Source organism: Pantoea sp. X-Soil-ISGK-421, assembly GCF_059730785.1.
In genome coordinates, this window is the sequence record NZ_AP035979.1 from 116,104 (window position 1) to 140,301 (window position 24,198).

The 24,198-nt window shown below is 54.4% G+C and carries 23 protein-coding genes; 6 read left to right on the top strand and 17 right to left on the bottom strand.

Going from position 1 to position 24,198, the window contains the following annotated elements:
• Positions 1-7: 7 nt before the first annotated feature.
• The 5 genes from AC6I8K_RS00555 to fdnG all read right to left on the bottom strand — a co-directional run bounded on the left by AC6I8K_RS00555 (position 8) and on the right by fdnG (position 6,214).
• Positions 8-619, bottom strand: a complete 612-nt coding sequence (locus AC6I8K_RS00555; RefSeq protein WP_064738231.1) for a glutathione S-transferase — start codon at positions 617-619, stop codon at positions 8-10.
• 69 nt (positions 620-688) lie between these two features.
• Positions 689-1,615, bottom strand: a complete 927-nt coding sequence (gene fdhE, locus AC6I8K_RS00560; protein WP_064738230.1) for a formate dehydrogenase accessory protein FdhE — start codon at positions 1,613-1,615, stop codon at positions 689-691.
• Positions 1,615-2,256 (bottom strand): formate dehydrogenase cytochrome b556 subunit, encoded by a 642-nt coding sequence (gene fdoI, locus AC6I8K_RS00565; RefSeq protein WP_049852352.1) that lies wholly within the window; start codon positions 2,254-2,256, stop codon positions 1,615-1,617. Before fdoI ends, fdhE begins: the two co-directional genes overlap by 1 nt.
• The gene (gene fdxH / locus AC6I8K_RS00570; RefSeq protein WP_497826077.1) at positions 2,256-3,155 is read right to left on the bottom strand and encodes a formate dehydrogenase subunit beta; all 900 of its coding nucleotides are present in this window, start codon (positions 3,153-3,155) and stop codon (positions 2,256-2,258) included. Before fdxH ends, fdoI begins: the two co-directional genes overlap by 1 nt.
• Before the next feature lie 11 nt (positions 3,156-3,166).
• Entirely contained in the window at positions 3,167-6,214 is a 3,048-nt protein-coding gene (fdnG, locus tag AC6I8K_RS00575; RefSeq protein WP_483816543.1) for a formate dehydrogenase-N subunit alpha, read from the bottom strand.
• Positions 6,215-6,334: 120 nt separating this feature from the next.
• Here fdnG and fdhD point away from each other — a divergent pair, with 120 nt between their 5' ends.
• Complete coding sequence (gene fdhD / locus AC6I8K_RS00580; RefSeq protein ID WP_497826078.1) at positions 6,335-7,159, top strand: formate dehydrogenase accessory sulfurtransferase FdhD; 825 nt, start codon at positions 6,335-6,337, stop codon at positions 7,157-7,159.
• Here fdhD and AC6I8K_RS00585 read toward each other — a convergent pair.
• On the bottom strand, positions 7,156-7,932 hold the full coding sequence (locus AC6I8K_RS00585) for a DeoR/GlpR family DNA-binding transcription regulator (protein WP_483816545.1): 777 nt from the start codon (positions 7,930-7,932) through the stop codon (positions 7,156-7,158). The two genes, fdhD and AC6I8K_RS00585, sit on opposite strands and share 4 nt — an antisense overlap.
• A 174-nt stretch (positions 7,933-8,106) precedes the next feature.
• On the opposite strand from AC6I8K_RS00585, the gene AC6I8K_RS00590 reads away from it, so the two are divergent.
• Positions 8,107-9,447 carry an aspartate aminotransferase family protein gene (locus tag AC6I8K_RS00590; RefSeq protein WP_497826079.1) on the top strand — a complete coding sequence of 447 codons (1,341 nt, stop codon included), beginning with the start codon at positions 8,107-8,109 and terminating at the stop codon, positions 9,445-9,447.
• A 96-nt stretch (positions 9,448-9,543) separates the two neighbouring features.
• Here AC6I8K_RS00590 and alsE read toward each other — a convergent pair whose 3' ends face one another.
• The 4 genes from alsE to AC6I8K_RS00610 are packed head-to-tail and all read right to left on the bottom strand — an operon-like array spanning position 9,544 to position 12,300.
• Complete coding sequence (gene alsE, locus AC6I8K_RS00595) at positions 9,544-10,221, bottom strand: D-allulose 6-phosphate 3-epimerase (RefSeq protein ID WP_497826080.1); 678 nt, start codon at positions 10,219-10,221, stop codon at positions 9,544-9,546.
• Positions 10,222-10,271: 50 nt separating this feature from the next.
• The gene (ulaA, locus tag AC6I8K_RS00600) at positions 10,272-11,531 is read right to left on the bottom strand and encodes a PTS ascorbate transporter subunit IIC (RefSeq protein ID WP_483816548.1); all 1,260 of its coding nucleotides are present in this window, start codon (positions 11,529-11,531) and stop codon (positions 10,272-10,274) included.
• A 43-nt stretch (positions 11,532-11,574) separates the two neighbouring features.
• Entirely contained in the window at positions 11,575-11,841 is a 267-nt protein-coding gene (locus tag AC6I8K_RS00605; protein ID WP_497826081.1) for a PTS sugar transporter subunit IIB, read from the bottom strand.
• Positions 11,842-11,856: 15 nt separating this feature from the next.
• Entirely contained in the window at positions 11,857-12,300 is a 444-nt protein-coding gene (locus tag AC6I8K_RS00610) for a PTS sugar transporter subunit IIA (protein ID WP_064738221.1), read from the bottom strand.
• A gap of 293 nt (positions 12,301-12,593) precedes the next feature.
• Here AC6I8K_RS00610 and AC6I8K_RS00615 point away from each other — a divergent pair, with 293 nt between their 5' ends.
• From AC6I8K_RS00615 to AC6I8K_RS00625, 3 genes are all read left to right on the top strand, one after another.
• A complete protein-coding gene (locus AC6I8K_RS00615) occupies positions 12,594-13,619 on the top strand; it encodes a LacI family DNA-binding transcriptional regulator (protein WP_483816549.1) in 1,026 nt (341 codons plus the stop codon).
• Between the two features lie 160 nt (positions 13,620-13,779).
• On the top strand, positions 13,780-14,397 hold the full coding sequence (gene sodA / locus AC6I8K_RS00620) for a superoxide dismutase [Mn] (protein WP_007893384.1): 618 nt from the start codon (positions 13,780-13,782) through the stop codon (positions 14,395-14,397).
• A gap of 189 nt (positions 14,398-14,586) precedes the next feature.
• Positions 14,587-15,549, top strand: a complete 963-nt coding sequence (locus AC6I8K_RS00625) for a VirK/YbjX family protein (RefSeq protein ID WP_497826082.1) — start codon at positions 14,587-14,589, stop codon at positions 15,547-15,549.
• A gap of 7 nt (positions 15,550-15,556) precedes the next feature.
• Here AC6I8K_RS00625 and AC6I8K_RS00630 read toward each other — a convergent pair whose 3' ends face one another.
• From AC6I8K_RS00630 to AC6I8K_RS00655, 6 genes are all read right to left on the bottom strand, one after another.
• Entirely contained in the window at positions 15,557-15,919 is a 363-nt protein-coding gene (locus tag AC6I8K_RS00630) for a YibL family ribosome-associated protein (RefSeq protein ID WP_483816551.1), read from the bottom strand.
• Between the two features lie 114 nt (positions 15,920-16,033).
• Positions 16,034-16,579 carry a mannitol operon repressor MtlR gene (gene mtlR / locus AC6I8K_RS00635; RefSeq protein ID WP_196762310.1) on the bottom strand — a complete coding sequence of 182 codons (546 nt, stop codon included), beginning with the start codon at positions 16,577-16,579 and terminating at the stop codon, positions 16,034-16,036.
• 60 nt (positions 16,580-16,639) lie between these two features.
• Positions 16,640-17,788, bottom strand: coding sequence for a mannitol-1-phosphate 5-dehydrogenase (gene mtlD / locus AC6I8K_RS00640; protein ID WP_483816552.1), 1,149 nt, complete (start codon positions 17,786-17,788; stop codon positions 16,640-16,642).
• Between the two features lie 94 nt (positions 17,789-17,882).
• Entirely contained in the window at positions 17,883-19,817 is a 1,935-nt protein-coding gene (locus tag AC6I8K_RS00645; protein ID WP_483816553.1) for a PTS mannitol transporter subunit IICBA, read from the bottom strand.
• A 483-nt stretch (positions 19,818-20,300) separates the two neighbouring features.
• Positions 20,301-21,014, bottom strand: a complete 714-nt coding sequence (locus AC6I8K_RS00650; protein WP_064738215.1) for a DUF3053 domain-containing protein — start codon at positions 21,012-21,014, stop codon at positions 20,301-20,303.
• 139 nt (positions 21,015-21,153) lie between these two features.
• On the bottom strand, positions 21,154-22,752 hold the full coding sequence (locus AC6I8K_RS00655) for a gamma-glutamyltransferase family protein (RefSeq protein WP_497826083.1): 1,599 nt from the start codon (positions 22,750-22,752) through the stop codon (positions 21,154-21,156).
• Positions 22,753-23,242: 490 nt separating this feature from the next.
• Between AC6I8K_RS00655 and AC6I8K_RS00660 the strand changes: the two genes are divergently transcribed.
• A complete protein-coding gene (locus AC6I8K_RS00660) occupies positions 23,243-23,539 on the top strand; it encodes an HTH-type transcriptional regulator (protein ID WP_007893362.1) in 297 nt (98 codons plus the stop codon).
• Positions 23,540-23,581: 42 nt separating this feature from the next.
• Here AC6I8K_RS00660 and AC6I8K_RS00665 read toward each other — a convergent pair whose 3' ends face one another.
• Positions 23,582-24,175: an HD domain-containing protein gene (locus AC6I8K_RS00665; protein WP_483816555.1), complete on the bottom strand. Its 594-nt coding sequence runs from the start codon at positions 24,173-24,175 to the stop codon at positions 23,582-23,584.
• Positions 24,176-24,198 lie beyond the last annotated feature (23 nt).

The window sequence follows — 24,198 nt, forward strand, 5'->3', positions numbered from 1 at the left end:
GCGTGACTTAGAGAGTGGGCGGAACGGTGCGGGCAAAGCTTTCGCGCGCAAACAGGTTTTCGGCCAGTTTCACCAGCGCCGGGCGATTGACGCACCAGTTTGGCAGCACGCGGCGAAAGTTGAGATAACCAATCATGCAGCCGGTGGCGATATCGGCCAGATTTAGCGTGCCGCTATTCAGCCATTCACCCTGCGCAGCGGCGGTTTCTAATGCATCGAGGCCGCGCTGGATTTTATCGCGATTGCGCAGCAGCACCTCTTCAGACTGCTGATCGCCGGGCCGCATTTGCTCGCGCACGATCATCACTGCGGCATCATTGATGCCGTCGGCCAGTTTTTCCAGCTGGCGGATTTGCAAGGCATGAAGGGCGTCGTTGGGTAGCAGAGCAGGCAGATCGCCGCGCAGTTCAATAACCTGCGCGATGATCGAGGAGTCGAACCATGTCAGCTGATTATCATCAATCAGCGCCGGGACTTTACCCAGCGGATTGTATTGCGGCACGTGACTTTCATCGGTCCACGGCGACTGGTTGATGAATTCAAAAACCAGACCTTTTTCCAGCAAGATCACTGAAATTTTGCGTACAAAAGGGCTGGTGTAGCTGCCAATCAGTTTCATCGTTCGCCTCCGTGTTGAATGAATTCATGAAGAAGGTCGCCATGAATGGCGACCCTACAAACGGAACATTTAATCGCCGGGGAACATAAAGGGATTCAGGCTGCTGCGCGCGAATCCTTCCTGTTCCATGCGGGCATCCAGCACCAGCGACGCCAAATCATCGGCGACCGGCTCCACGGCGGGATCCTTCTCCTGATACAACATCTTCAGGTAAGTGCCGCAGTCGCCGCAGCTCTCTGCTTTTACCGCCGCTTTTTCGCTGTCCAGCGACCAATAATGCAGATCGCCGGTTTGTTCGCAGTTGGAGCACTTGCTGCGCACCACATACCATTCGCTCTCACACAAATTGCAGTGCAGATAGCGTAATCCCTGCTGGCCCACGCTCATGTGTACCACGCTGGTGACCGGCACGCTGGCGCACACCGGGCAGAACTGACGATGCTCGCCATATTCTGCGCGCGCTTTGCCGGGAATTAATGCTGCCATCTGCGCCCAGTAAATCGACAACGCCGCCCAGATAAAGGGTGATTTATCGCTGCTAACCTGCGCGAAATCGCCTTCCAGTAACGCCTGCGCCATATTTTCTAGCTCGGTGGTGGAGGCTTTTTCCAAATTCTCCAGCACCGCCAGCGCCTGGCCGCTCATCTCCGGCTTCAGCTCGGCGATCAGCGAATGCAACAGACGCTGCCAGTGCGCATCGCGGGGATAAGTGTGGATGTCGAGCGGCGGTTTGCCCTGCTCAGCGCTTTGAGCCAGCCGCTGCTGCAGGTCGAGCTGCAGCGGATGGTCATACAGCACGATCTCCTGCGCTTCGGCAATCACTGCGGCAAAGCGCAGATAATCACCCAGCGGATTCTTCGCGGCCAGATCGCGCAAACGTGCCGCGCGGCGGCTATACAGATTTTTCAACCGGGGGAAAAGTAACGGCGGAACCTGCTCCGCCGTGTGCTTTTCGCCTTTCTCCAGCTGGTCCTGCGGGATGATGCGAATACTCATCAGGGACGTTTTTCCTGTTGTGTTTGGCGTTGGCGCTGCTCGCGATACCAACGTGGGTGATGTTTCTTCGCCCACGCGGCCGGAACCCAGCCCTCAACCATGGCGGTTATCGTGCCTTTTACCCACAACGCGGCGTAAATGTGCACCATAATCACCATGATCAGCGCCACAGCTGAGACCGAATGCACCACTAACGCGATGCGAATCAGCGGAATGGTAAAGGCGCCGGCAAAGTAGGGGCGCCAGATAACAATTCCGCTCACCAGCAGCAAGACTAAGCTGATGATAGCAGCCCAGAACACACACTTCTGCCCGAAGTTGTATTTGCCGGTGTCGCCCACCTCTTCGTTTTGCACGATTTTGTGGATATTTTTCGCCCACACCAGGTCTTCGCGATTGATCAGATTATGTTTCCAATAGCGTAAGAACATGATGATAAAGGCGGCAAACATCACCACACCAACGAACGGGTGCAGGATGCGCGCCAACTGCGGCGTGCCGAGGACGTGCATCAGCCAGTTGAATGACGGGAAAAAGAAACCCAGCCCACTCAGCGCGGCGAAGACAAAACAGAACGCCACAATCCAGTGATTGATGCGTTCCGGTGCGCTGTAGCGCACCAGACGATCGCGTTTTTTCATTATTCGCGCTCCTCTTTTTCGTGCAGATTCTCGTCGTCATCCTCTTCCACCCGGTTCGGCCCCACGCCGACGTAATGGAACACCGAGGCGGCGAAGGTGGCGGCAAAGCCGATGGCGGCCAGCGGTTTCCAGATACCTTTCCAGAACGTCACCGCTGGGCTGATGCTCGGGTTTTCCGGCAAACTGTGATAGAGCTGCGGTTTATCGGCGTGATGCAGCACGTACATCACGTGCGTGCCGCCCACGCCTGCCGGATCGTACAAGCCCGCATTGGTGTAGCCGCGTGTATTGAGCTCGGCCACGCGTTCACCTGCCAGCGCCTGCATATCGCTTTTGCTGCCGAAGTGAATCGCACCGGTCGGACAGGTTTTCACGCATGCCGGTTCCTGACCCACATTGACACGATCGACGCACAAGGTGCATTTATACACGCGGTTGTCGTCTTTATTCATACGCGGCACGTCGAATGGACAGCCGGCAATGCAGTAGCCGCAACCAATGCACTGTTCTGACTGAAAATCGACGATGCCGTTAGCGTACTGAATGATCGCGCCTTCAGACGGACAGGCTTTCAGACAGCCGGGATCGGCGCAGTGCATGCAGCCGTCCTTGCGGATTAGCCACTCTAACTTGCCGTTCTCCTCCACTTCTGAGAAGCGCATCACCGTCCAGGATTTGGCGGTCAAATCGGCGGGGTTGTCGTATACCCCCACGTTATGTCCCACTTCATCGCGGATATCGTTCCACTCCGAACACGCCACCTGACACGCTTTGCAGCCGATGCAGGTGGTCACATCGATCAGTTTTGCCACTTCCTGCTGATGGTTACGCGCCTGCGGGGCAGGCGTGAGTCCATTGGTGGCGGAGCGGCGGATAATGTCTTGAGATTGATAAGCCATATTCGTTCTCCTTACACCTTCTCGACGTTGACCAGGAACGCCTTGAATTCCGGCGTCTGCGTGTTGGCATCACCGACAAATGGCGTCAGGGTGTTGGCGATAAAGCCTTTTTTCGCCACGCCCTGATAACCCCAGTGAATCGGAATGCCGATGGTATCGACAATTTTGCCGTCGACGTTCAGTGGACGGATGCGCTTGGTGACCACCGCTTTGGCTTTGATGTAGCCACGATTGGAGCTCACTTTCACCGTATCGCCTTGGGCGATGCCGAGCTTGTTCGCCAGCTTCTCGCCGATCTCGATAAACTGTTCCGGCTGTGCGATGGCGTTAAGCCGCGCGTGCTTGGTCCAGTAATGGAAATGTTCGGTAAGGCGATAGGTGGTGCCGACATACGGGAACTGCTCTGCCTTGCCCATTGAGGCCAAATCATCCTTGAACACGCGCGCCGCCGGGTTAGACACCACGTTTGGATGCAGCGGGTTGGTGCCGATCGGCGTTTCAAACGGCTCGTAGTGTTCCGGGAACGGACCTTCGGCCATTTTGTCGAGTGCAAACAGGCGACCAAGCCCTTCCGGCTGCATGATGAACGGCCCGACATCGCTGCCTGGCGCGGCGGCGCTGTAGTCCGGCACATCCATGCCGCCCCATTTGCTGCCATCCCACTTCAGGATCTGACGTTTCGGATCCCACGGATTACCTTGCGGGTCGGCTGAAGCGCGGTTATAGAGTATGCGGCGGTTGAGCGGCCATGCCCAACTCCAGTTCAGCGTGTTGCCGAGTCCGGTGGGATCGGTGTTATCGCGGCGCGCCATCTGGTTGCCTTCCGGCGTCCAGCTGCCGGCAAAGATCCAGCAGCCGCTACTGGTGCTACCGTCATCTTTCAGATGGGCAAAGGTGCTGAGCTGCTGGCCTTTTTTCACCAGCAGCGTGCCTTTATCATCGAACACGTCCGCCAGCGCTTTGCCGTTGTTCTCCATCGCCACTTCTTCTGGCGCAGGATTGTCTGGCGTTTTGTAGTTCCAGCTCATGTTCAGCACTTGTTCTGGCAGCGCGCCGCCTTCACTGGCGTACATCTTGCGCAGGCGAGAGTAAATGCCGGAAAGAATCTCGCCATCATTCAGCGCTTCACCCGGTGCATCCTGACCTTTCCAGTGCCACTGCAACCAGCGGCCGGAGTTGACGATGGAACCGTTCTCTTCGGCGAAGCAGGTGGATGGCAGGCGGAATACTTCGGTTTGAATCTGCGACGGATCAACATCATTGAATTCGTCGTGATTCTCCCAGAAGGTCGATGTTTCAGTGTTGAGCGGATCGATGGTGACCAGGAATTTTAGCTTCGACAGCGAGGCGATCACTTTGCGCTTGTTCGGGAATGAGGCCACCGGGTTAAAGCCCTGGCACAGATAGCCATTGACCTTGCCTTGCGACATCATCTCGAAGTACTGCAGCACGTCGTAACCTTTATCCCACTTCGGCAACCAGTCGAAGCCCCAGCTGTTTTCCGCCTGAGCTTTGTCGCCGTAGAACGCTTTCATCTGGCTGACAAAGAATTTCGGATAGTTGCTCCAGTAGTTGACCTGGCCTGGCAGCAGCGCTTTAGGCGTGTTAGCGGCCAGATAGGTTTGCAGATCGGCTTGTTTCTCCGATGGCAAGGTCATGTAGCCCGGCAAACTTTGCGACAGCAAGCCGAGATCGGTCAGACCCTGAATATTCGAGTGACCACGCAGCGCATTGATGCCGCCGCCAATCATGCCCATGTTGCCGAGCAGCAGCTGAATCATCGCCATGGTGCGGATGTTCTGCGCGCCTACCGAGTGCTGCGTCCAGCCGAGCGCATACAAGAACGAGGTGGTGCGATCGCGCGCGCTGGTTTCGCCAATCAGTTCGCAAACGTGCAGGAAATCGGCTTTTGGCGTGCCGCAGATACGTTCGACGATTTCCGGCGTGTAGCGGCTGACGTGTTGTTTCAGCAGGTTCCATACGCAGCGCGGATGGGTGAGCGTGGCGTCGCGTTTGGCAAAGCCGTCCGCGTCCAGCTCGTAATTCCAGCTGGTTTTATCGTATTTACGGTTCTCTTCGTCGTAGCCGCTGAACAGACCATCTTCAAAGTGATAATCCTCACGCACAATCAGGCTGGCATTAGTGTACGCCTGCACATATTCATGCTGGATTTTGTCGTTTTGCAGCAGCCACAGCAGTACGCCCGACAGGAAGGTAATGTCGGTGCCCGAGCGAATCGGCGTATAGAAATCAGCTACCGATGCCGTACGCGTGAAGCGCGGATCGATAACAATCAGTTTGGCTTTGTTGTGAATCTTGGCTTCCATCGCCCAGCGGAAACCGACAGGATGCGCTTCAGCCGCGTTCCCGCCCATCACAACGATCAGATTGGCATTACGGATGTCGACCCAGTGATTGGTCATCGCACCGCGACCAAATGTTGGAGCAAGACTTGCTACCGTTGGTCCGTGTCAAACGCGTGCCTGGTTATCAACCGCTAACATGCCGAGCGATCGGGTAAATTTCTGGGTTAAGTAGCCGGTTTCATTGCTGGATGCCGAAGCACACAACATGCCGGTGGAGAGCCAACGGTTTACCGTCACGCCCGCCGCATTTTGCGCGATGAAGTTAGCATCGCGGTCGGCTTTCATCAGTTTGGCGATGCGGTCAAAGGCATCGTCCCAGCTAATGCGCTGCCATTTATTGGAGCCTGGCGCGCGATATTCCGGGAATTGCAGACGGCTGTCGCTGTGGATGAAGTCGAGCAGGCCCGCGCCTTTTGGGCACAATGCACCGCGGCTTACCGGATGGTCCGGATCCCCTTCAATGTGAAAAATGGTCTCTTTGGCGTTTTTCGCGCCGTCACCGAGGCTGTACATTAACAAGCCACAGCCGACTGAGCAGTAAGTGCAGGTATTGCGGGTTTCGCGGGCACGCAGCAGTTTGTACTGTCGTGTTTCCGCCAATGCCACTTCCGGCGCAAAGCCGAGCAGTGCCGCCGTTGTCCCTGCCATACCGCCAGCGCATACTTTGAAGAATTTTCTTCGGCTGACATTCATGGATTACTATCCTTCTAAATTCTTGCAATATACGGTGCAAGAATGACCCGACTAAACTTGTGACAATAGCGGCCAAATATTACCACAGCTTTAATGTGGTTGTTGTGCGAGACAAAAAAAGTGAAAGCGAATCAGCCAGAATGTAACCAAAATGTGAATAAGATCTCAGGTGCGGTGCAGTCGCAAGTGTGGCAGCGCCGTACTATCGATATCGCCGAAAGCGATTGGCTGGCGCAGGAAGTACCGATAGCGCTGGTCTATAACGGTATTTCGCACGTGGTGATGATGGCGACGCCCAACGATCTCGAAGCCTTTGCGCTCGGTTTTTCGCTATCAGAAGGAATTATTGAGCAGCCGAACGAGATTTACGGCATCGATGTGGTGCCAGGCTGTGATGGCATCGAAGTGCAGATTGAGCTCTCCAGCCGCCGCTTTATGGCGCTAAAAGCGCAGCGTCGTGCGATGGCCGGACGCACCGGCTGCGGCGTCTGTGGCGTGGAGCAACTCGATCAAATCGGTAAGCCGCTGCAGCCGCTGCCGTTCACGCAATCCTTTGATTTAGCGCATCTGGACAAAGGCCTGGCGCAGCTGCGTGACTTCCAACCGATCGGCAATCTTACCGGCTGCACGCACGCGGCGGCATGGATGTCGCCCGAGGGCGAATTGCAGGGTGGCTATGAAGATGTCGGACGTCATGTGGCGCTGGATAAACTGCTGGGTAATCGCAGCCAACAAGCGTGGCAGCAGGGCGCGGTGCTGGTTTCCAGCCGCGCCAGCTATGAAATGGTGCAGAAATCGGCCATGTGCGGCGTGGAGATTCTGTTTGCGGTATCCGCTGCGACACAGCTCGCCGTTGAGGTGGCTGAGCGTTGCAATTTAACTCTAATCGGGTTTAGTAAGCCGGGACGCGCCACGGTTTACAGTCATCCGCAGCGTCTAGGTTAAACCACCTGCACCTGCGGCAGCGCCTGTTGCAGTGCTGCCAGCGCGCCGGATTTTGCTGGGCCGCCGTCGCAAATCAGCAGCTCAACTTCCGCAATCGGCGCGTAAACGGTGCGACTCATCACGCCGAGTTTGCTGTGATCCGCCAGTAAAATGGTGCGATTCGCCTGCTGCACCATGGCGCGGGCAATCGCCGCTTCATGAGGATGAAAACTGCTGGCGCCGTTTTTCGCTTCAATACCGACTGGTGAAAGCAATGCCACATCGGCGCGATAACGATAAATCTCTCCAATCGTCATTTCCCCGCGCGTTTGCTGTGCGCCCGCCATCATCATGCCGCCAAGCAAAATCACCTGATTATTTAGCGTCTCATGCTCTTCGGCGCTGCTCAATGCCAGCGCCGCTTGCAGGCTATTGGTGATGATGGTTAAACCCGACATGGTGCGCAGTTCCTCCGCCAGCATCGTCGTGGTGGTACCTGCATCAAGAAACAGTGTTTGGCCCGACTGGAGATGCTGCGCTGCGGCGACGGCAATCGCGCGTTTCTCTTTCGCCTGCGCGTTGCGGCGCACCTGTAACGGCGGCTCCGCCTGGTTATCGACTGCCACTAAACCGCCATGTACACGCCGTGCAAGTCCTTGTGCTTCCAGCTCAATAATGTCGCGCCGAGCGGTTTCGCGTGAGATGCCAAGCTCTTTGATGATGCGTTCGGTGCTGACCTGATGCTGCGTGGTCAGCAGCGCGCGAATGCGGTGTAAGCGGGTTTCCTGCAGCATGACTTTTCCCTGTGACGTGTTCAACCTGGGCCTAAGCTTACCTGAGTGTCATAACATCGTCATGTGTATTTGGTTGTATTTGTGTATTTTGTTGCATTTGTCATTAATGCAGGCATGATATGGGTAAATGGCGATATCGCATGCACCCCTTTCACCTTCGCAACGGGAGTTACCATGGCTACACGTTCTACCATCATGGATACCAACAGTTTTCGTGCTGAGCACGCCGACGGTCTGGATGCGGCAACCCGCAAGCTAACCGATAAGCGCAGCAAAGTGTTGGGCGAGTCGTATCGCCTGTTTTACCGCAAGCCGGTGCATTTAGTGCGCGGCGAAGGGCAATATCTGTGGGATGCTGCCGGTGATAAATATCTTGATGTGTACAACAACGTGGCGAGTATTGGTCACTGCCACCCGGCGGTAATTGAGGCAGTGAATCAGCAGATGAAGATGCTGAATACCCATACGCGCTATCTGCACGAGCGTATTCTCGATTATACCGAAGAGCTGCTGGCTACCACGCCGGATGCTATCGATCGCGCCATGTATATGTGTACCGGTTCGGAAGCCAATGACTTGGCGATCCGTGTGGCGCGCGCTTTCAGCGGCGGCACCGGCATTATCGTCTCGCAGGAGGCATATCATGGCACCAGCGATCTCACTTCAGGCGTTTCACCGGCGCTCGGCAGCGGTCAGCCGCTGGCGGCGACCACGCGTCTGGTGTCGCCGCCGGATGCGTATCGCGTCAATGCGCCCGATCTGGGCGAGTGGTTTGCCAATGAAATCCAGAAACAGATCGAAGATATGAAAGCGCACGGCATTAAGTTTGCCGGTTTCCTCGCAGATTCCATCTTCTCTTCCGATGGTGTGTTGCCGAACCCGCGCGGTTTCCTGCAGAAAGCGGTGGAAGTGGTGCATGCCAACGGCGGTATTTTTATCGCCGATGAAGTGCAGCCGGGCTTTGGTCGTACTGGCGATGCGTTCTGGGGCTTTGCACGTCACGACGTGGTGCCCGATGTGATCACCACCGGCAAACCGATGGGCAACGGCATTCCGGTCTCGGGCCTGCTGGCGAAAAGCGATGTGCTGGCGGCGTTCAGCGATGAAATTCCTTACTTCAACACCTTTGGCGGTAATCCGGTGGCGATGGCTGCAGCGCAGGCGGTGTTAACGGTGATTAAAGAAGAGGGCTTGCAGGAGCACAGCCGCGTGGTGGGTGCTAAGCTGCTGGCCGAATTGCAAAAACTGATGGATCGCCACGCATCGATCGGTGACGTACGTGGTGCGGGTCTGTTTATTGGTTTCGAACTGGTGCAAGACCGCGCCAGCAAAACGCCCGATAAAGCGCTGGCGCTGGATTTGATCGAGAAGCTGCGTGAACACCGCGTGCTGACGTCGGTGGCGGGCCCTTACGGTAACGTGCTGAAACTGCGTCCGCCGTTGGCGTTCCAGGAAGCGGATATCGATTGGCTGGTGGGCGCGCTGGATAAGTCGTTGAGTGAGTTGGGGCGGTAGAACGATCGTCATAAATAAGGTGCGATTATTAACAAGGTCGCCATGAATGGCGACCCTACGGATTTTGTAGGGTGGTCATTTATGACCACCTCATTCTCAGGCAGCGGTTTCCTCGGCGAAAATGCGCTCCATCTTCTGCCACGCCTGCGCTACATCGTCATGCAGAGTAAATAATCCCGATGTCCCGACGATAAATACATCCACGCCCGATGCGGCAATCTGTTTGAAGGTGCGCGCATTGCACGAACCATCAATCTCGGTCAAATAGTGATAACCCTGTTCTTCGCGCATCGCGATCAGCTGGCGTATTTTATTCAGCGTTTCCGGGATAAATTTCTGTCCGGCAAAGCCAGGATCCACTGACATCACCGTCACTTTATCCAGTAAATGTGCATATTCACGAATACTTTCCGCCGATGTGGCCGGATTTAACACCACGCCGCAGCGCCTACCCGCCTCTTTAATCTGCGTCAGCAAGCGAAATATTTTATTATTAGCGGTTTCAGGGTGGAAGCTAATAATATCTGCGCCCGCCTCAATGCACATCGGAATAATATCTTCCGGATGATTCACCATCAAATGCACATCAATCGGCACATCCGTAATTTTACGCAGGTTCTCAATAAAGAACGGCGATAGCGTAATGTTTTTAACGTAGCTGCCATCCATAATATCAACATGATAAAAGGCGGCCGTTTTATTCATGGCTTCAACTTGTTCGCGGAAGCGGGTGAGGTCCATACACATTAAGGACGGTGAAAACTTTGCGTTCATTTTTTAATTCCTCATTACTTGCGCAGCGCCAATAAGCGCTGCGCAAGACATCAATGGAAGAACGAAATAATATGGCCGAGCACGATACCGACAATGCCGAAATCGGCGTCACCGAAGGTGGTGGAGGCAAAGCCCAGGTCGCCCATGAGCGGCAGCAATATTGCCGGCAGGAAGGAGATGAGTAGCCCTTGCACAAAGGCGCCGATCACCGCACCACGACGTCCGCCGGTAATGTTGCCGTAAACCCCCGCCGTAGCGCCACAGAAGAAGTGCGGCACTAAGCCCGGAACGATCACGCTCAAACCAAACAGCGGACACAGGAACATGCTGATCAGACCGGCGGAGAAGCTCGACAGGAAGCCGATAATCACCGCGTTTGGCGCAAACGGGAAGACGGTCGGGCAATCCAGCGCTGGTTTGGCGTTGGGCACCAGCTTATCGGCGATGCCTTTAAAGGCCGGCACAATCTCCGCAATCACCATGCGCACACCGGCGAGGATGATGTAGACACCCGCCGCAAAGGTAATCGACTGAATGATGGCGAACACAATGTAGTTCTGGCCGCCACTGATGCTTTCGGTGAACGCTTTACCTGCGACTAATACCAGCGCGATAAACAGAATCATCATGGTCAGTGAAATCGCGACCGATGAATCGCGCAGGAAGTTGAGGGTTTTCGGCACCTTCAGCTCTTCAATCGACGGGCTGCCTTTACCGACCACTTTGCCTACTAACGCGGAGAGCAGATAACCGGTTGAGCCAAAGTGGCCGAGTGCCAGATCGTCCGAATTAGTGATTTTGCGGGTGAAGGGCTGCAGAATCGCCGGGCAAACCACCATCATGGTGCCAAGAATCAGTGAACCAATCACCACCAACCAGAAGCCGTGTATGCCACCTACCGACAAAATCACCGCCAGCATCGCCGACATATATAGCGTGTGGTGACCGGTCAGGAAGATGTATTTCAGTGGTGTAATGCGCGCCAGCACAATATTCACCAGCATGCCGAACACCATGATCATGGCCGTTTCGGTGCCATAACTTTTCTGTGCCAGCGCAGCCATCGCATCAGTGTTGGGCACCACGCCCTGAATATTAAACGAGTGCTCAAACAGCTGACTGAAGATGGTCAGCGTGGCCGCAATTAAATTGGCCCCGGCGATGAGAATAACAAATCCCATAATGGTTTTAAGCGTACCGGAAATAACATCAGAAACCGGTTTCTTTTGCAGTAATAAACCAAACAGGGAGAAAAGGCCGACAAGTATAGCGGGTGTTCCGAGAACATCCTTAATTATAAACTGCAGCATAACTTACTCCATAGTGAGTAAAGTTTTTCGGGATGAAGTGTTATTAGATATTTTCAGCCAAAATTTCTTTAATCTTTGCATTATCCAGAAGATTAGTCAGACCAATAACGTTGGCGCTGTGTCCGGCTAATTGATCGGCAATGTCTTTAGCGGCGATAATTAAATCAGCATGCTCAGATTTAGCCGAGGTTAAATCTGTGTGGCCTACTTCAGCTTCTTTACCTAATTCCGCCACAATTTTTTTCACATTCATTTCAACAATGAAGCTGCTACCTAAACCATTTCCACACACAATCAGGACTTTTTTCATCTTAGGGTTCTCGGGTTATTTATTTTGAATGACAGCTTCAATGGCTGACAGGGTAGAAGCCGACAGCAACTGCTGCAGGCGGGATTCGTCGCTGAACACGTCCGCTAATGCGGTAATCATCTGAATATGATCGTCGCCAGATACCGCGCACAGCATAATGACCACATAAACCGGATCGTTCTCATCAGACTGAAAGTTCACGCCATTTTTCACGTGCAGCAGCGACAGGCCATTTTTGCGCGCACCTTGTTCCGGTCGGGCATGAGGCATTGCTAAGCCCGGCGCCAGCACGTAATAGGGTCCAAGCTCGGCATGCGAGGTAAAGATGGCATCAAGATAAGTTGCGCTGATCGCCCCTGCGGCCAGCAGCGGTTCGGCGGATAAGCGCACCGCTTCCTGCCAGTCGCTAACGTGCTCTACGACACGAATATGTTGCGGTGTTAGCCATTGAGTGAGCATCAGTCATTCCTGTTTATTCGTCGATGGAGTGCAATGTAGGTTATTTTCTCAGCGGTTTTCTGTGATGATTGTCGCAAAAGTTAGCGCTAACACTGAGATTGTTAAAAAACGTGTTATCGCTAACATTTTCTTGCGCTGCGTTTGTCATGGCCGCAAACACCTGACATGCTCAATCATTCTGGAAAGAACCGTGGGTAAGGGATGCCCGAATCTGTGGTTTTTCGCATGGCGCGTTAACAGATTTGGTTTTAAGCTGCGTCCTGGCAAAAGTAGCGAGTAATGCAGGAGATCGCATGACAGAAAAAAAACGGCGCAGTACCGGCAAAAGTACCCTGGCCGATGTTGCCCGTTTGGTGGGCGTAAGCACCATGACAGCCTCGCGCGCGTTGCGCATGCCGGAGAAGGTTTCGTCCGAAATTCGCGCCAAAATTGATGCCGCAGTGATTGAGTTGTCCTACGTACCCAACGTGCAGGCCAGCAATCTGGCATCGGCGACATCGCGCCTGATCACCATGGTGGTGCCCTCGTTTGCCACGCCGGGCAGTGCGATTGTGTCGGAAGCGCTGCAAGAGGTGCTACGGCCGCAGGGCTACAACATGATGCTGGCGGAGGCCAATCATTCGGCTGCGGAAGAGAGCGAGCTGATCGAAATGCTGCTCTCCTATAATCCCGCAGCGATGGTGCATTTCAACTTCGATAACGCTGCCGAAGCACATCGCCTGCTGAGCAATTCCGGACTGCCGGTGATGGATATTGGCGGCGTGCATCCGGATTCGGCGGGGATCAGCATTGGTGTCGATTATGCCAAAGCGATTCGCCAGCTGGTGCAGAGTCTGGTCGAACGTGGCTATCGCCATCTCGGTTTGTTGTGCACGCAGAGCAATAACACCATCTTCCGCCAGCTGCTAAATGGCTGGCACAGCGGGATGCTGGCGATGAATCAGGCGCCGCATCGCGTAGTGACGTCGCCGAAAATGCCGACCTTTGCCGCCGGGCACAGCTTACTGGCGGAAATTCGGTTAACCTGGCCGGAGCTGGATGTGCTGATTTGCACCAGTGATGAAGTGGCCTGCGGCGCTATCATGGCCTGCCACGCGGCGGGAATTTCGATTCCCAGCCAGTTGGCGATTGCCAGTATCGGCGGCGGCCCGTTAGCCGCGGTATGTTCGCCTCCGCTTACCAGCATTGTGCTGCCGTATGAAGAGATGGGACGCATGGCGGGTAAACGTTTACTGGCTGCGCTTAAGGGCGATGAACCCTCTGCTATCAATGAGCTGCCGGTGCAGCTTAAACTGCGTGCCAGTACGCACAAGGTGTAGCCGTGTGTGCGCACCTTTTCCCAGATTCATCAAATCCTTATCAAATCTAAGGCATTGATAACCCTTTTACGGATCATGTTTTTAACTATAATGATCCGACTGCTTACGCGGCACACCCAGTGAGGTGCTGCTGCAAAACACTAAAATGGAGAGGAAGAACATGAGTTATTCACTGCCATCCCTGCCGTACGCATACGACGCACTGGAACCGCACTTCGACAAGCAGACGATGGAAATCCATCACACTAAACACCACCAGACCTACGTTAACAACGCTAACGCCGCGCTGGAAGGTACCGAATTCGCTAACCTGCCGGTAGAAGAACTGATCACCAAACTGGATCAGCTGCCAGCAGATAAAAAAGGTCCACTGCGTAACAACGCAGGCGGCCACGCTAACCACAGCTTCTTCTGGAAAGGTCTGAAACTGGGCACCTCGCTGCAGGGCGACCTGAAAGCGGCAATCGAAAAAGATTTCGGTAGCGTTGAAGCTTTCCAGGCTGAGTTTGAAAAAGCTGCCACCACTCGTTTCGGTTCAGGCTGGGCGTGGCTGGTTAAGAAAGGCGACAAACTGGCTGTGGTTTCTACCGCAAACCAGGATAGCCCGCTGATGGGCGAAGCGGTTGCAGGCGTTTCAGGCTTCCCAATTATCGGTCTGGACGTGTGGGAACACGCTTACTATCTGAAATATCAGAACAAACGTCCTGATTACATCAAAGCGTTCTGGAACGTTGTGAACTGGGACGAAGCGGCAGCGCGTTTCGCTTCTGCTAAGTAAGTTCAGGCTTAAGCCGCAACGTACACAACCGGTGATCTCTTCACCGGTTTTTTTTCGCCCTTTTTAAACCTTTTTTAAACGACCTGAATATTTCCGCGCACAACTATTTCGCTGAGAAATCTATTAACCTGCCGTTGATAATTTGGGGCATATAGTGACGATAATTTGTCTCGCTAAGCCTAAATAATCATGTCTACTATCATAACTTCTGTGGCGAATAATGATTCGTCAGCTTCGCTGTTTTTACCTTTAATAAGCGGAAAATTCAGGCCGAATAAATTATGGAATAGCGGAAGGTTTCGCGCAAAATTTGCCTTAAGGTCGTTAGTATTTCCAGTTACTACTTTTCATTATCTGCATCAGTTAGCGGAATTATCTGCGTTGCCGCAGCTGTTAACCATGCAGGGTTTACTGCCGGCGAAGCCACATCGGCCTTATCTGCGTGCGGGATTCAGTGTGGCACAGCGTGCGCAGGCGATCATCGATCACTATACGCTAATGGATCAGCTGGATAACGCGGCGCTGCGTCAGCTGTTGCAGAGTCCGGGCGATAATTTACTGGCTAATTTGAGCGGTAAAAATGACGAGGCGTTTGTGATTCACTGCTGTCCAGGTCGCTTCGACCGTGAAGGTGAAATTACCCTGGAATTGCATTATGAAACGCAATTAATCGCTTCGCTCTCATTCTCGATTATTCAGGAACAGCGGAAACGTACCTTATTAATTGGTGGGTTGCAGGGGCCGCGCAAACATATTTCCAACGATGTTATTCGCGATGCGACTAAAGCGGCACATGGCGTATTCCCGAAACGTCTGCTGATGGAAGCGGTTTTTAATCTGGCGGAGCAGTGTGGTGTTGAGAGGATTACCGCCGTTGGTGATACCACACACGTATTCCGCAGCCTGCGTTATCGTCACAGTAAGAGCGATAAGTTTTTTGCCAGCTACAGCGAGTTTTGGTTGTCGCTGGGTGGCGTGGCGCGTAGCGATGAGCTGTTTACGTTGCCATTACGTGCGGAGCGAAAAAATCTGGAAGAGATTGCCAGCAAGAAGCGCGCCGAGTATCGCCGTCGCTATGTCTTGCTGGACAGTCTGAATGAACAAGTTCATCAGGCAGCTGGCATCCTACGCGACGTCTCACACGCCGCGTAAGTAAAGATTAGAACGGCTGCTTCGCGTAGCCGGTCATCACTTTCAGTCCCATCTCACGTCCGAGCGCGGTCATTGGGTGTACCACCACCAGGCCGCGCACGCTTTTCTTGAATGCGCCCATGTTGGCCTGTTCTTTCTTGGTGATTTCGCGGCTAAAGCCCAGCTTCTGCAGCTGTTGCGCTTCTTTACTCAGCTTCTCAGTGCGCACACCGCGCAGGCGCTCAATTTCCAGCTCCAGCTTCTCTTTTTCACGCAGCAGCTCGCCGAGCTTTTCGGCATCGCCAGAGGCTAAAAGTGGGGCTTCTTTGCGATTGAGTGCATCCAGCTGATCGCTCAGAACTTTGATCTCGGCTTTTTCTTGTTCTTTCATTGGGGGAAAACTCGTTAAGGAAAACAGGCAAAGGATACATCAAATTCAGGCAATTTTGCAGCGTGGAGCGTAGGGTGCGCATTCATGCGCACCTGGTCACCATGATTGGCGACCCTACACAGCGGGCTTTTTAAACACCTGCTTGTGTGAAATCCGCGAAATGAGCTCGGTGAGCGACAGCACCATGGTGGAACGTACCATCTGCAGATAACGCTGCTGTTGCATTGAACGCAGTTGATCGTCGTCGCGGTTGAAATCCGGCTGCGGCGGCCAGGCAACGACGCAGTGCAGCTCGCCAAACGGGCCGAGGATCTCATCGTCGGTAAAACGATAGTCGCTGATGTCGTGATTCAGCTCCTCACGTAGCGCCAGCAGCAGTTCACAGTCTTCGTACTCATGCCGGTTTATTACGCCAAGGCCGTAAATTAACTTGAGACGAACGGAGAGTTCGCCCAGCGGGCCATTACCGAGCAGCAGAGGTTCGACGGCGTATTTAACCGCGTAATCGTCCTTACGAAACACTTGCAGCACCAGCAGGTTAACCGCTTCGGTCAGCAGCTCAACGGCGGCGATCAGGAAGCTTCTCACCGAACGACCGGCGTTCAGGCGCTCAAGCACCCGGTTTTCAAAAGCCTGCTTCTCTTCCATCATTGCCTGCATCGTTCAGCTACCGCCAGCGGGCACGTAAACGTGCCCGAGTTAACCACTAAAGGGCGCGCATTATGCCATAGCGTTGTAAGCGCTCACCACTGAGGTGACCACTTCGCTATTGGCATCCAGGCCAGAAATTTCTGCCAGCGTGGCCTGCGGACCTTTTTCTGCTAGCAGCGCGACCAGCTCCTGCGCCTGCGGATCGGCTTCGCTGCGATAGTGCATCGCGGCGGCAATGCCCTGAACCAGATTGGCGTGCGGCAGCTGATACTCCAGCGTACCTAGCGTGGGTTTGATCAGGCGATCGCCCGCGCTCAGTTTACGCAGCGGCTGACGGCCTACGCGCTCAACGTCATCTTTCAGGTACGGGTTTTCAAAACGGGTGAGGATTTTCTGGATGTAAGCAGCATGTTTATCGGCTTCAAAACCATAACGCTTGATCAGCACCGCGCCACTCTCCTGCATCGCGCCTTGCACCACTGCACGCACTTTTTCATCAAGAATCGCGTCGCGGATGGTCGCGTGGCCGGCAAGCTGGCCGAGATAAGCCGTGATCGCGTGACCGGTATTGAGGGTGAAGAGTTTGCGTTCCACAAAGGCCATCAGGTTGTCGGTCAATTCCATGCCGGGAATGTTCGGCAACTCACCTTTGAATTGAGTTTTATCAACAATCCACTCGCTAAAGGTTTCAACCGTGACTTCCAGCGGATCGGTGGTGCCGGCTTCAGACGGTGGCACGATGCGGTCAACCGCCGAATCAACGAAACCCACATGCTCTTCAACCCATGCGTGATATTGCGCTGGCAGCGCTTTCAGCACGTGCTGTTTCAATTGGCTGGTGCCGCGCACCATATTTTCACAGGCGATGATGTTCAAAGGACGGACATTACCGCTGTCGCTGCGCTTGGCCAGACCTTTGGCGACGCCGCCGGCGATGCGCTCCAAAATCTGCGGGCCCACCGCCGTAGTAACGATATCAACCTCAGCAATCAACGTAACGATGTCATCGCTGGTGCTGTTCACGGCGCTCACGCCTTTTACGATTTCGACTTTCGCCTGCTCGCCAACCACATGAACCGGATACTCATGACGGGCGTTAAGGGCATCAAGTACCACCTGATTGACGTCAGCAAACACCAGCTCGATGCCGGCATCTGCCAGTAACTTACCGATAAAACCGCGACCGATGTTACCTGCTCCAAAATGTAACGCTTTCATAAATTTGACCCATATCAAATGACGAAAGGGCGGGCAAGTCCGCCCCGGAAATGTGGGACGGGCTTACCCGCCCCAGGGAAGGTAAAACGTGGTGTTACGCTTTGACGGTGTTGCCCGAAAGCAGGTCCAACACGTCCTGCACGCTGGTGGTGTTTGCCAGCTTCTCAATCACGCTATCGTCGTCCAGTGCGTTGGTCAGGCTGGTAATCACCTGAATGTGCTCGTTGTTGCGAGCGGCGATACCGATGACCAGACGCGCTACGTCTTCAGCTTCTTCACCAAACTGCACACCGGCTGGATACTGGCAGAACACCACGCCAGTTTTCAGCACGCGATCTTTTGCTTCCACGGTGCCGTGCGGAACAGCGATTGATTCGCCGAGGTAAGTTGGCGTCAGCTTCTCGCGTTCCAGCATCGCTTCCACATATTCCGGCTGAACATAGCCGCCTTTCACCAACTGCTCACCGGCAAAGCGAATCGCTTGCTCTTTATGCGTCGCGCTCAGGCCAAGGAACACGTTGTCTGCGCCCAGTTTGAACAGGTGCGCGTTGCCTTCGTCATAGCTGTCCGCCAGCGTAGTCTTTACCGTTTCACGATGCGCTTCGCTGCGATTGGCGGTAACCAGACGTTCAGTCAGGTTGCTGTACAGCGCGCTATCAAGGAAGTTATTCAGAGAAATGTGCTGCGCATGCGGTGCCTGGCGCATCGCACGTTCAGTCAGATCGCGGTGCGTAATCACCAGGTCTACGTCGCCCGGCAGCGAGTTGATCGCCGTGTTAGTGACAGAGATATTGCTCAGACCTGCGTCCTGCACTTTCTTGCGCAGTACGCCTGCACCCATCGCACTTGACCCCATACCGGCATCACAGGCTACGATGATTTTGCGTACGTGGTTCAGGTCAACGCTCATCGCATCGCCAGCCACCGGGGAACCGGCAACTGCCTGACCTTTTGACTGCGCTTTCATATCTTGCATGCGCTGAGTCGCGGCTTCGATATCGTCATCTTCTTTCACTTTGCTGGTTTTCAACAGCACCGCTGAGACGACGAAGGAGACCGCAAACGCAGCAATGATGGCCGCGATGTTCGCGAAGTAAGCCCCTTTTGGCGTCATCGCCAACACCGCCAGGATCGAACCTGGAGAAGCCGGAGAAACCAGGCCGCCGTTCAGCAGCGTCAGGGTGAACACGCCCGTCATACCGCCGAGGATAACCGCCAGCAACAGACGCGGCGCCATCAGCACGTATGGGAAGTAAATTTCGTGGATACCACCGAGGAAGTGGATGATCGCTGCACCGCCTGCGGACTGTTTGGCGCTACCGCGACCAAATACCATGTAGGCAACCAGCACGCCCATGCCCGGACCTGGGTTGGCTTCAATCAGGAAGAAGATTGATTTGCCCGCCTCGCTCGCCTGCTGGATACCCAGCGGAGAGAAGATACCGTGGTTGATAGCGTTATTGAGGAACAGGATTTTCGCCGGTTCAACAAAGATTGAGGTCAGAGGGAGCAGGTTGTTCTGCACCATCAGATTCACGCCCGCAGCGAGAATGTGCGACAGACCTTCAACCAGTGGACCGATGGCTACGAACGCCAGCAGCGCCAACAGCATACCGATGATACCGGCCGAGAAGTTGTTAACCAGCATCTCGAAGCCGCTTTTGATCTTGCCATCAACCACGCGGTCGAAGGATTTAATCGCCCAGCCGCCCAGCGGACCAGCAATCATCGAACCGAGGAACATCGGCATATCGGCGCCGACGATCACGCCCATGGTAGTGATCGCACCGACCACGCCACCACGATCGCCGCCGACCAGACGTCCACCGGTGAAACCAATCAGCAGCGGCAGCAGGTAAGTGATCATTGGGCCGACGAGCTTCGCCAGCGTTTCGTTTGGAATCCATCCGGTTGGGATGAATAGCGCAGTGATGATACCCCATGCGATAAACGCACCGATGTTAGGCATCACCATATTACTCAGAAAGCGACCAAAGCTCTGAACCTTGACCTTTACTGATGAGGACATAAACCCACCCCTTATTGAGACGCGCTGCAATAAGAGAGCGCGTTTGTTTTTGTTTGAACGTTACGGCGCGGGCCGTGGCATTACTGTATGCACGCGGACTCTAGCACTAGTTTATTACGCTGCGTAGAGCAGCGACTAAGTGTGATGTAGATCACGCCAAGGTGGGGTGTTTGGGGTGCAATAAGGTGACTTTGATCACAAAAAGTGGCTGTAAGAAAGCAACGGTGACGAAAAATCATGCAAAACAGGGTGATGAATGTGACTTAAGTCACCTTTTTAATCGGGTGCTTTGTTGTGTAAGTGTGATCAATGTCACAAACTATTTTTGGTCGAAAATGCGCCAGATCACAATATGCCGCATCAGGAAAATGAGCTGTAAGGAAGTGACGTAATTCCGAAAAGAGACGAACAGAAGAGGAAGCTAAAAGGGCGCTTATGTAGGGTCGCCCTTCATGGCGACCACTAGCAATTGGCTTAACTGTATTACAAACCGCCTTGCACCGCGTTTTGCGCCTGCGTCAGCGCCTGCGCGTTGCTGGAGAGATTGCTCATCAACGTGTTGTACTGCGTTGCCTGATCCTGAGTGGGGAACTGCACGCCGCCGTCATTGAAGGTGACGCGAGTGCCTTGCGATTGCAGATAGTCGCCGGTTTGCACTGCGGCCTGGCTCAGCGCTTGCAGCTGTGGCAACAGCGGAATCAGCGTGCTGGCGGGCTGTGTTACCACTTTGGTAAACGCGGCATCGTAGACTTTCTTCAAATCATCCGGCTGCTTCAGCGTGGCTTTGCTGCTATCCGCCTGCATTTTGGCGCTCTGGATCTGCTGCGTCAGCACACTCAGATTGCCGCTGGCCTGGCGCAGGCTATCGCGACGCGTCAGGTAGTCTTGTGGAACGCGAATCGCCGCCAACTCATCGACTACCGGACGCATGCCTTGATCGATTGCCTGATTGGTCTGCTGCGAGAAACCGTAAAGGATGGCGTAATCGCTGGCGTAATTACCGAAGGTCTGTTTTTGGTTTTCACTGAGGCTTGGCAGATGTTCGCCGCTGCGCATCACGGTGTTCTGAAGGAAATCAGTGAAAGCTTTACGCTGATCGCCTTCTTTGTCGCCACAGGCCGTAAGTTGCAGCACGACCAATGCACTGACCATCAGCATGCCGGTACGCATCCAGATGCGGGATAATCCTGACGCCATAATTCAACTCCTGTGATAATGGCTCTCTCCCTTCATAATCCAGGCTACTGCTTAAATTATTCGGGATAAAAATTTTTGCGAAAATGGTCCTAAAGAATAGTGCAATGGTCCGGTGTGTACAACGGGCGCACCGGGCAAATTAAAACACCAGCGCCTGGCCATCTTTGCGGCTTTCGGTGGCGGCAATATAGAAGCCTTGCGGATCGCGGACTATCGCCTGCGCACCCCCGAAGTTATAGCCCAGCAGCGGATCTTCGAGTGCTATCTGATGCCCCATTTCACGCAGCTTCGCCAACACGTTGCGGTCGATGCCCGGCTCAACCACCACTGAACGTCCCTGCTCAACGCGCCAACGCGGTGCATCAATGGCCGCCTGCGGGTTTTGCTTGTGCTGCATGATGCGCAACGCCATCTGCAAATGACCTTGCGCCTGCATCGTGCCGCCCATCACGCCAAATGACATCAGCGGCTGGCCGGCACCATTAAGGGCAAATGCCGGGATGATGGTATGGAACGGACGCTTACTGCCCGCCACCACATTGGGATGTTGCGGATCGAGTAAGAAACCGCAGCCACGATTTTGCAGGCTGATGCCGGTGCCCGGCACCACCACGCCAGACCCGAAGCCCATAAAGTTGGACTGTATAAAGGACACCATCATGCCGCTGGCATCAGCGGTGGAGACATAAACCGTGCCGCTCTGCTGCGGTGCACCATAGGTAAAATCACCGGCTTTATCAGGATCGATCAGCTGCGCACGCTGTTTAAGATAGCCATCGCTCAGCAGCAATTCGGCTGGGAACTCAAGGTGATCGTAATCGCTGACGTAGCGATCCAGATCGGCCAGCGCCAGTTTCATCGCTTCAATCGACAGATGCAGCCACGGCACTGAATCCGGCGTATAGCGGCCAATTTCCCACTGTTCGAGAATGCCCAGCGCAATCAAGGTGGCGATACCCTGACCGTTAGGCGGCAGTTCCTGCACCGATCCACCCGCAAACGGTCGCGACAGCAAATCAACCCAGTCAGCGCGATGGTTGTTGAGGTCCGCCATGCTCAGCGCTGCGCCATGCTGCGCAGCAAACGCCACCATCTTTTCAGCAAGATCGCCACGATAGAAGGCTTCTCCGCGCGTCTCGGCGATTTTTTGCAGCGTTTCGGCTTGCGCCGGATTGCAGAACAGTTCGCCGGCACGCGGCGGTCGGCCATTGGGCGCGAAGCACTCGGCGAAGCCGGGTTGATCTTTCAGCTTGTTGTAGCCGCGCTGCCACAGGTGACCAATCAGCGGTGAAACCGGGAAACCCTCACGCGCATAGTCAATCGCCGGTTGCGCCAGCGTGGTGAGCGGAAGCGTGGCAAAACGTTCGGCCAACGTGACCCACGCCGACACCGCGCCCGGCACGGTGACCGCTTCCCAGCCAATTTCCGGCATGACATCACGGCCGGCAAAGCGTTCAGGGCTCCATAAAGCAGGGGAGCGACCGGAGGCATTCAGGCCGTGCAGCTGTTTTCCATCCCAGATAATAGCGAAGGCATCGCTGCCTAAACCGTTGCCGGTCGGCTCCAGCACCGTGAGCGCCATGGCGCTGGCAATGGCGGCATCCACCGCATTGCCGCCCTGTTGCAGCATGCGCATGCCGGCTTGTGCCGCCAGCGGCTGTGAAGTGGCTACGGCATTGCGCCCCATCATGGGCACGCGATGTGAGGCATAACTGACCGTCAAATCTAGATCGCTCATAAATTTCTCTTTGCGTCGTGCTGGTGCGTGTGTGCTGCAGCACTGTGCAGCATGCGCGGTGATGTTGGAGAAGAGTTTAATATTAAGTCAGATATTTCATGTGCATATCGAGTTGGCACTTTTTTTGAATAGTATTGACACAATGCAGAGGTAATGTCCGGTTTTTCATCGATTGTTATCGTTGGCAGAGTAGCAAGTGCAGGCAGGTCAATCGCTTAAAGTGATCGAATTTTTTTAGCATAAGTAAGAATAAAAAATAATCAGGAATCAGGCAGCAAAGTCGGAAATCTGACCCATACTTAGAAACCCGAACTATTGTTGCATTGCTCGGACATCTTTTGCAGTGCTCAACAGGCTGTGTCCCGCATCGGTTTGATAATAACTATGCGAAACCGCTTCGGGATACAGCCTGCTCGTCCGGTTTCAGCGCCTGGTGGCGCTTACCTCTCTACTTTCACGTGCTTCATAGTGAGTTTTTAAGGAGTTCTCTATGGAATTTAAAGATCCAATGGTCGAGTTGCTCAGCAGCCTTGAGCAGATTGTTTTGACACGTGATGCTCAGCCTTCCGTATCAGAAATTACACTCAATCAGGCCTCAGTTCCCGAGCCGCAGCGTTTACGCGAGATGACTGGCATGCAGGTGGATGAATTCGCCCGCGTTATGGGGGTGAGCGTCTCGTCAGTTAAAAGCTGGGAGGCGCAACGTACACGTCCTTCCGCTACGGCACGCAAACTGATGAAGCTGTTGCAGGCCAACCCTTATTTAGGGCGTCAACTGCTGGAGTAATCGCTATTTTGGATGCTCCAACCCGCCTATACGGCGGGTTTTTTAATTTATGGCACCATATTTTGCCGCCTGTTTCACGAACCAGCTTTCCGGTACGCTGTGCGGCGGCTGTGCTAACTGCGCCAGCCCTTGTTTGATGGTCTGATCTGCTTGCTGCCACAAATGTCCATCGCCCTCACGCAATAGCTGAATTTGAATCTGTTTTTCTACCAAATACACGCGTGCAAAGTCGGCATCGTACTGCACGATGGCGCGGGTGTTATCAATGATGTCGGCCAGTTTGATGGTTTGCGCCTCGGGCGAGGCATCGGCGGTATGACGGAAATGCGCCAGCTTGCGCGCAGCACGATTTTTCGCCGTGGGCTGCGCGCTGTCGGTAAGCATATCGACCAACTCCGCCACGCGTGGGCCAAAATGGCGTTCGATATCGTCAAGAGTGCTGGGGGTGTCTTCTACCGTGTCATGCAGCCAGGCGGCGGCAATCATCTGTTCATCATCGGTGACGCTACGCACTATCTCGGCGACGGCTGCCGGGTGCACAATGTAAGGCTCGTCAGTGTATTTGCGGCGCTGACCCGCAGCAGCATGCGCCTCAGTGGCATAACGGCGCGCTTGCTCTTCCAGTGAATCCCGCATATTTCACTCTCCCAGAGAAAAGT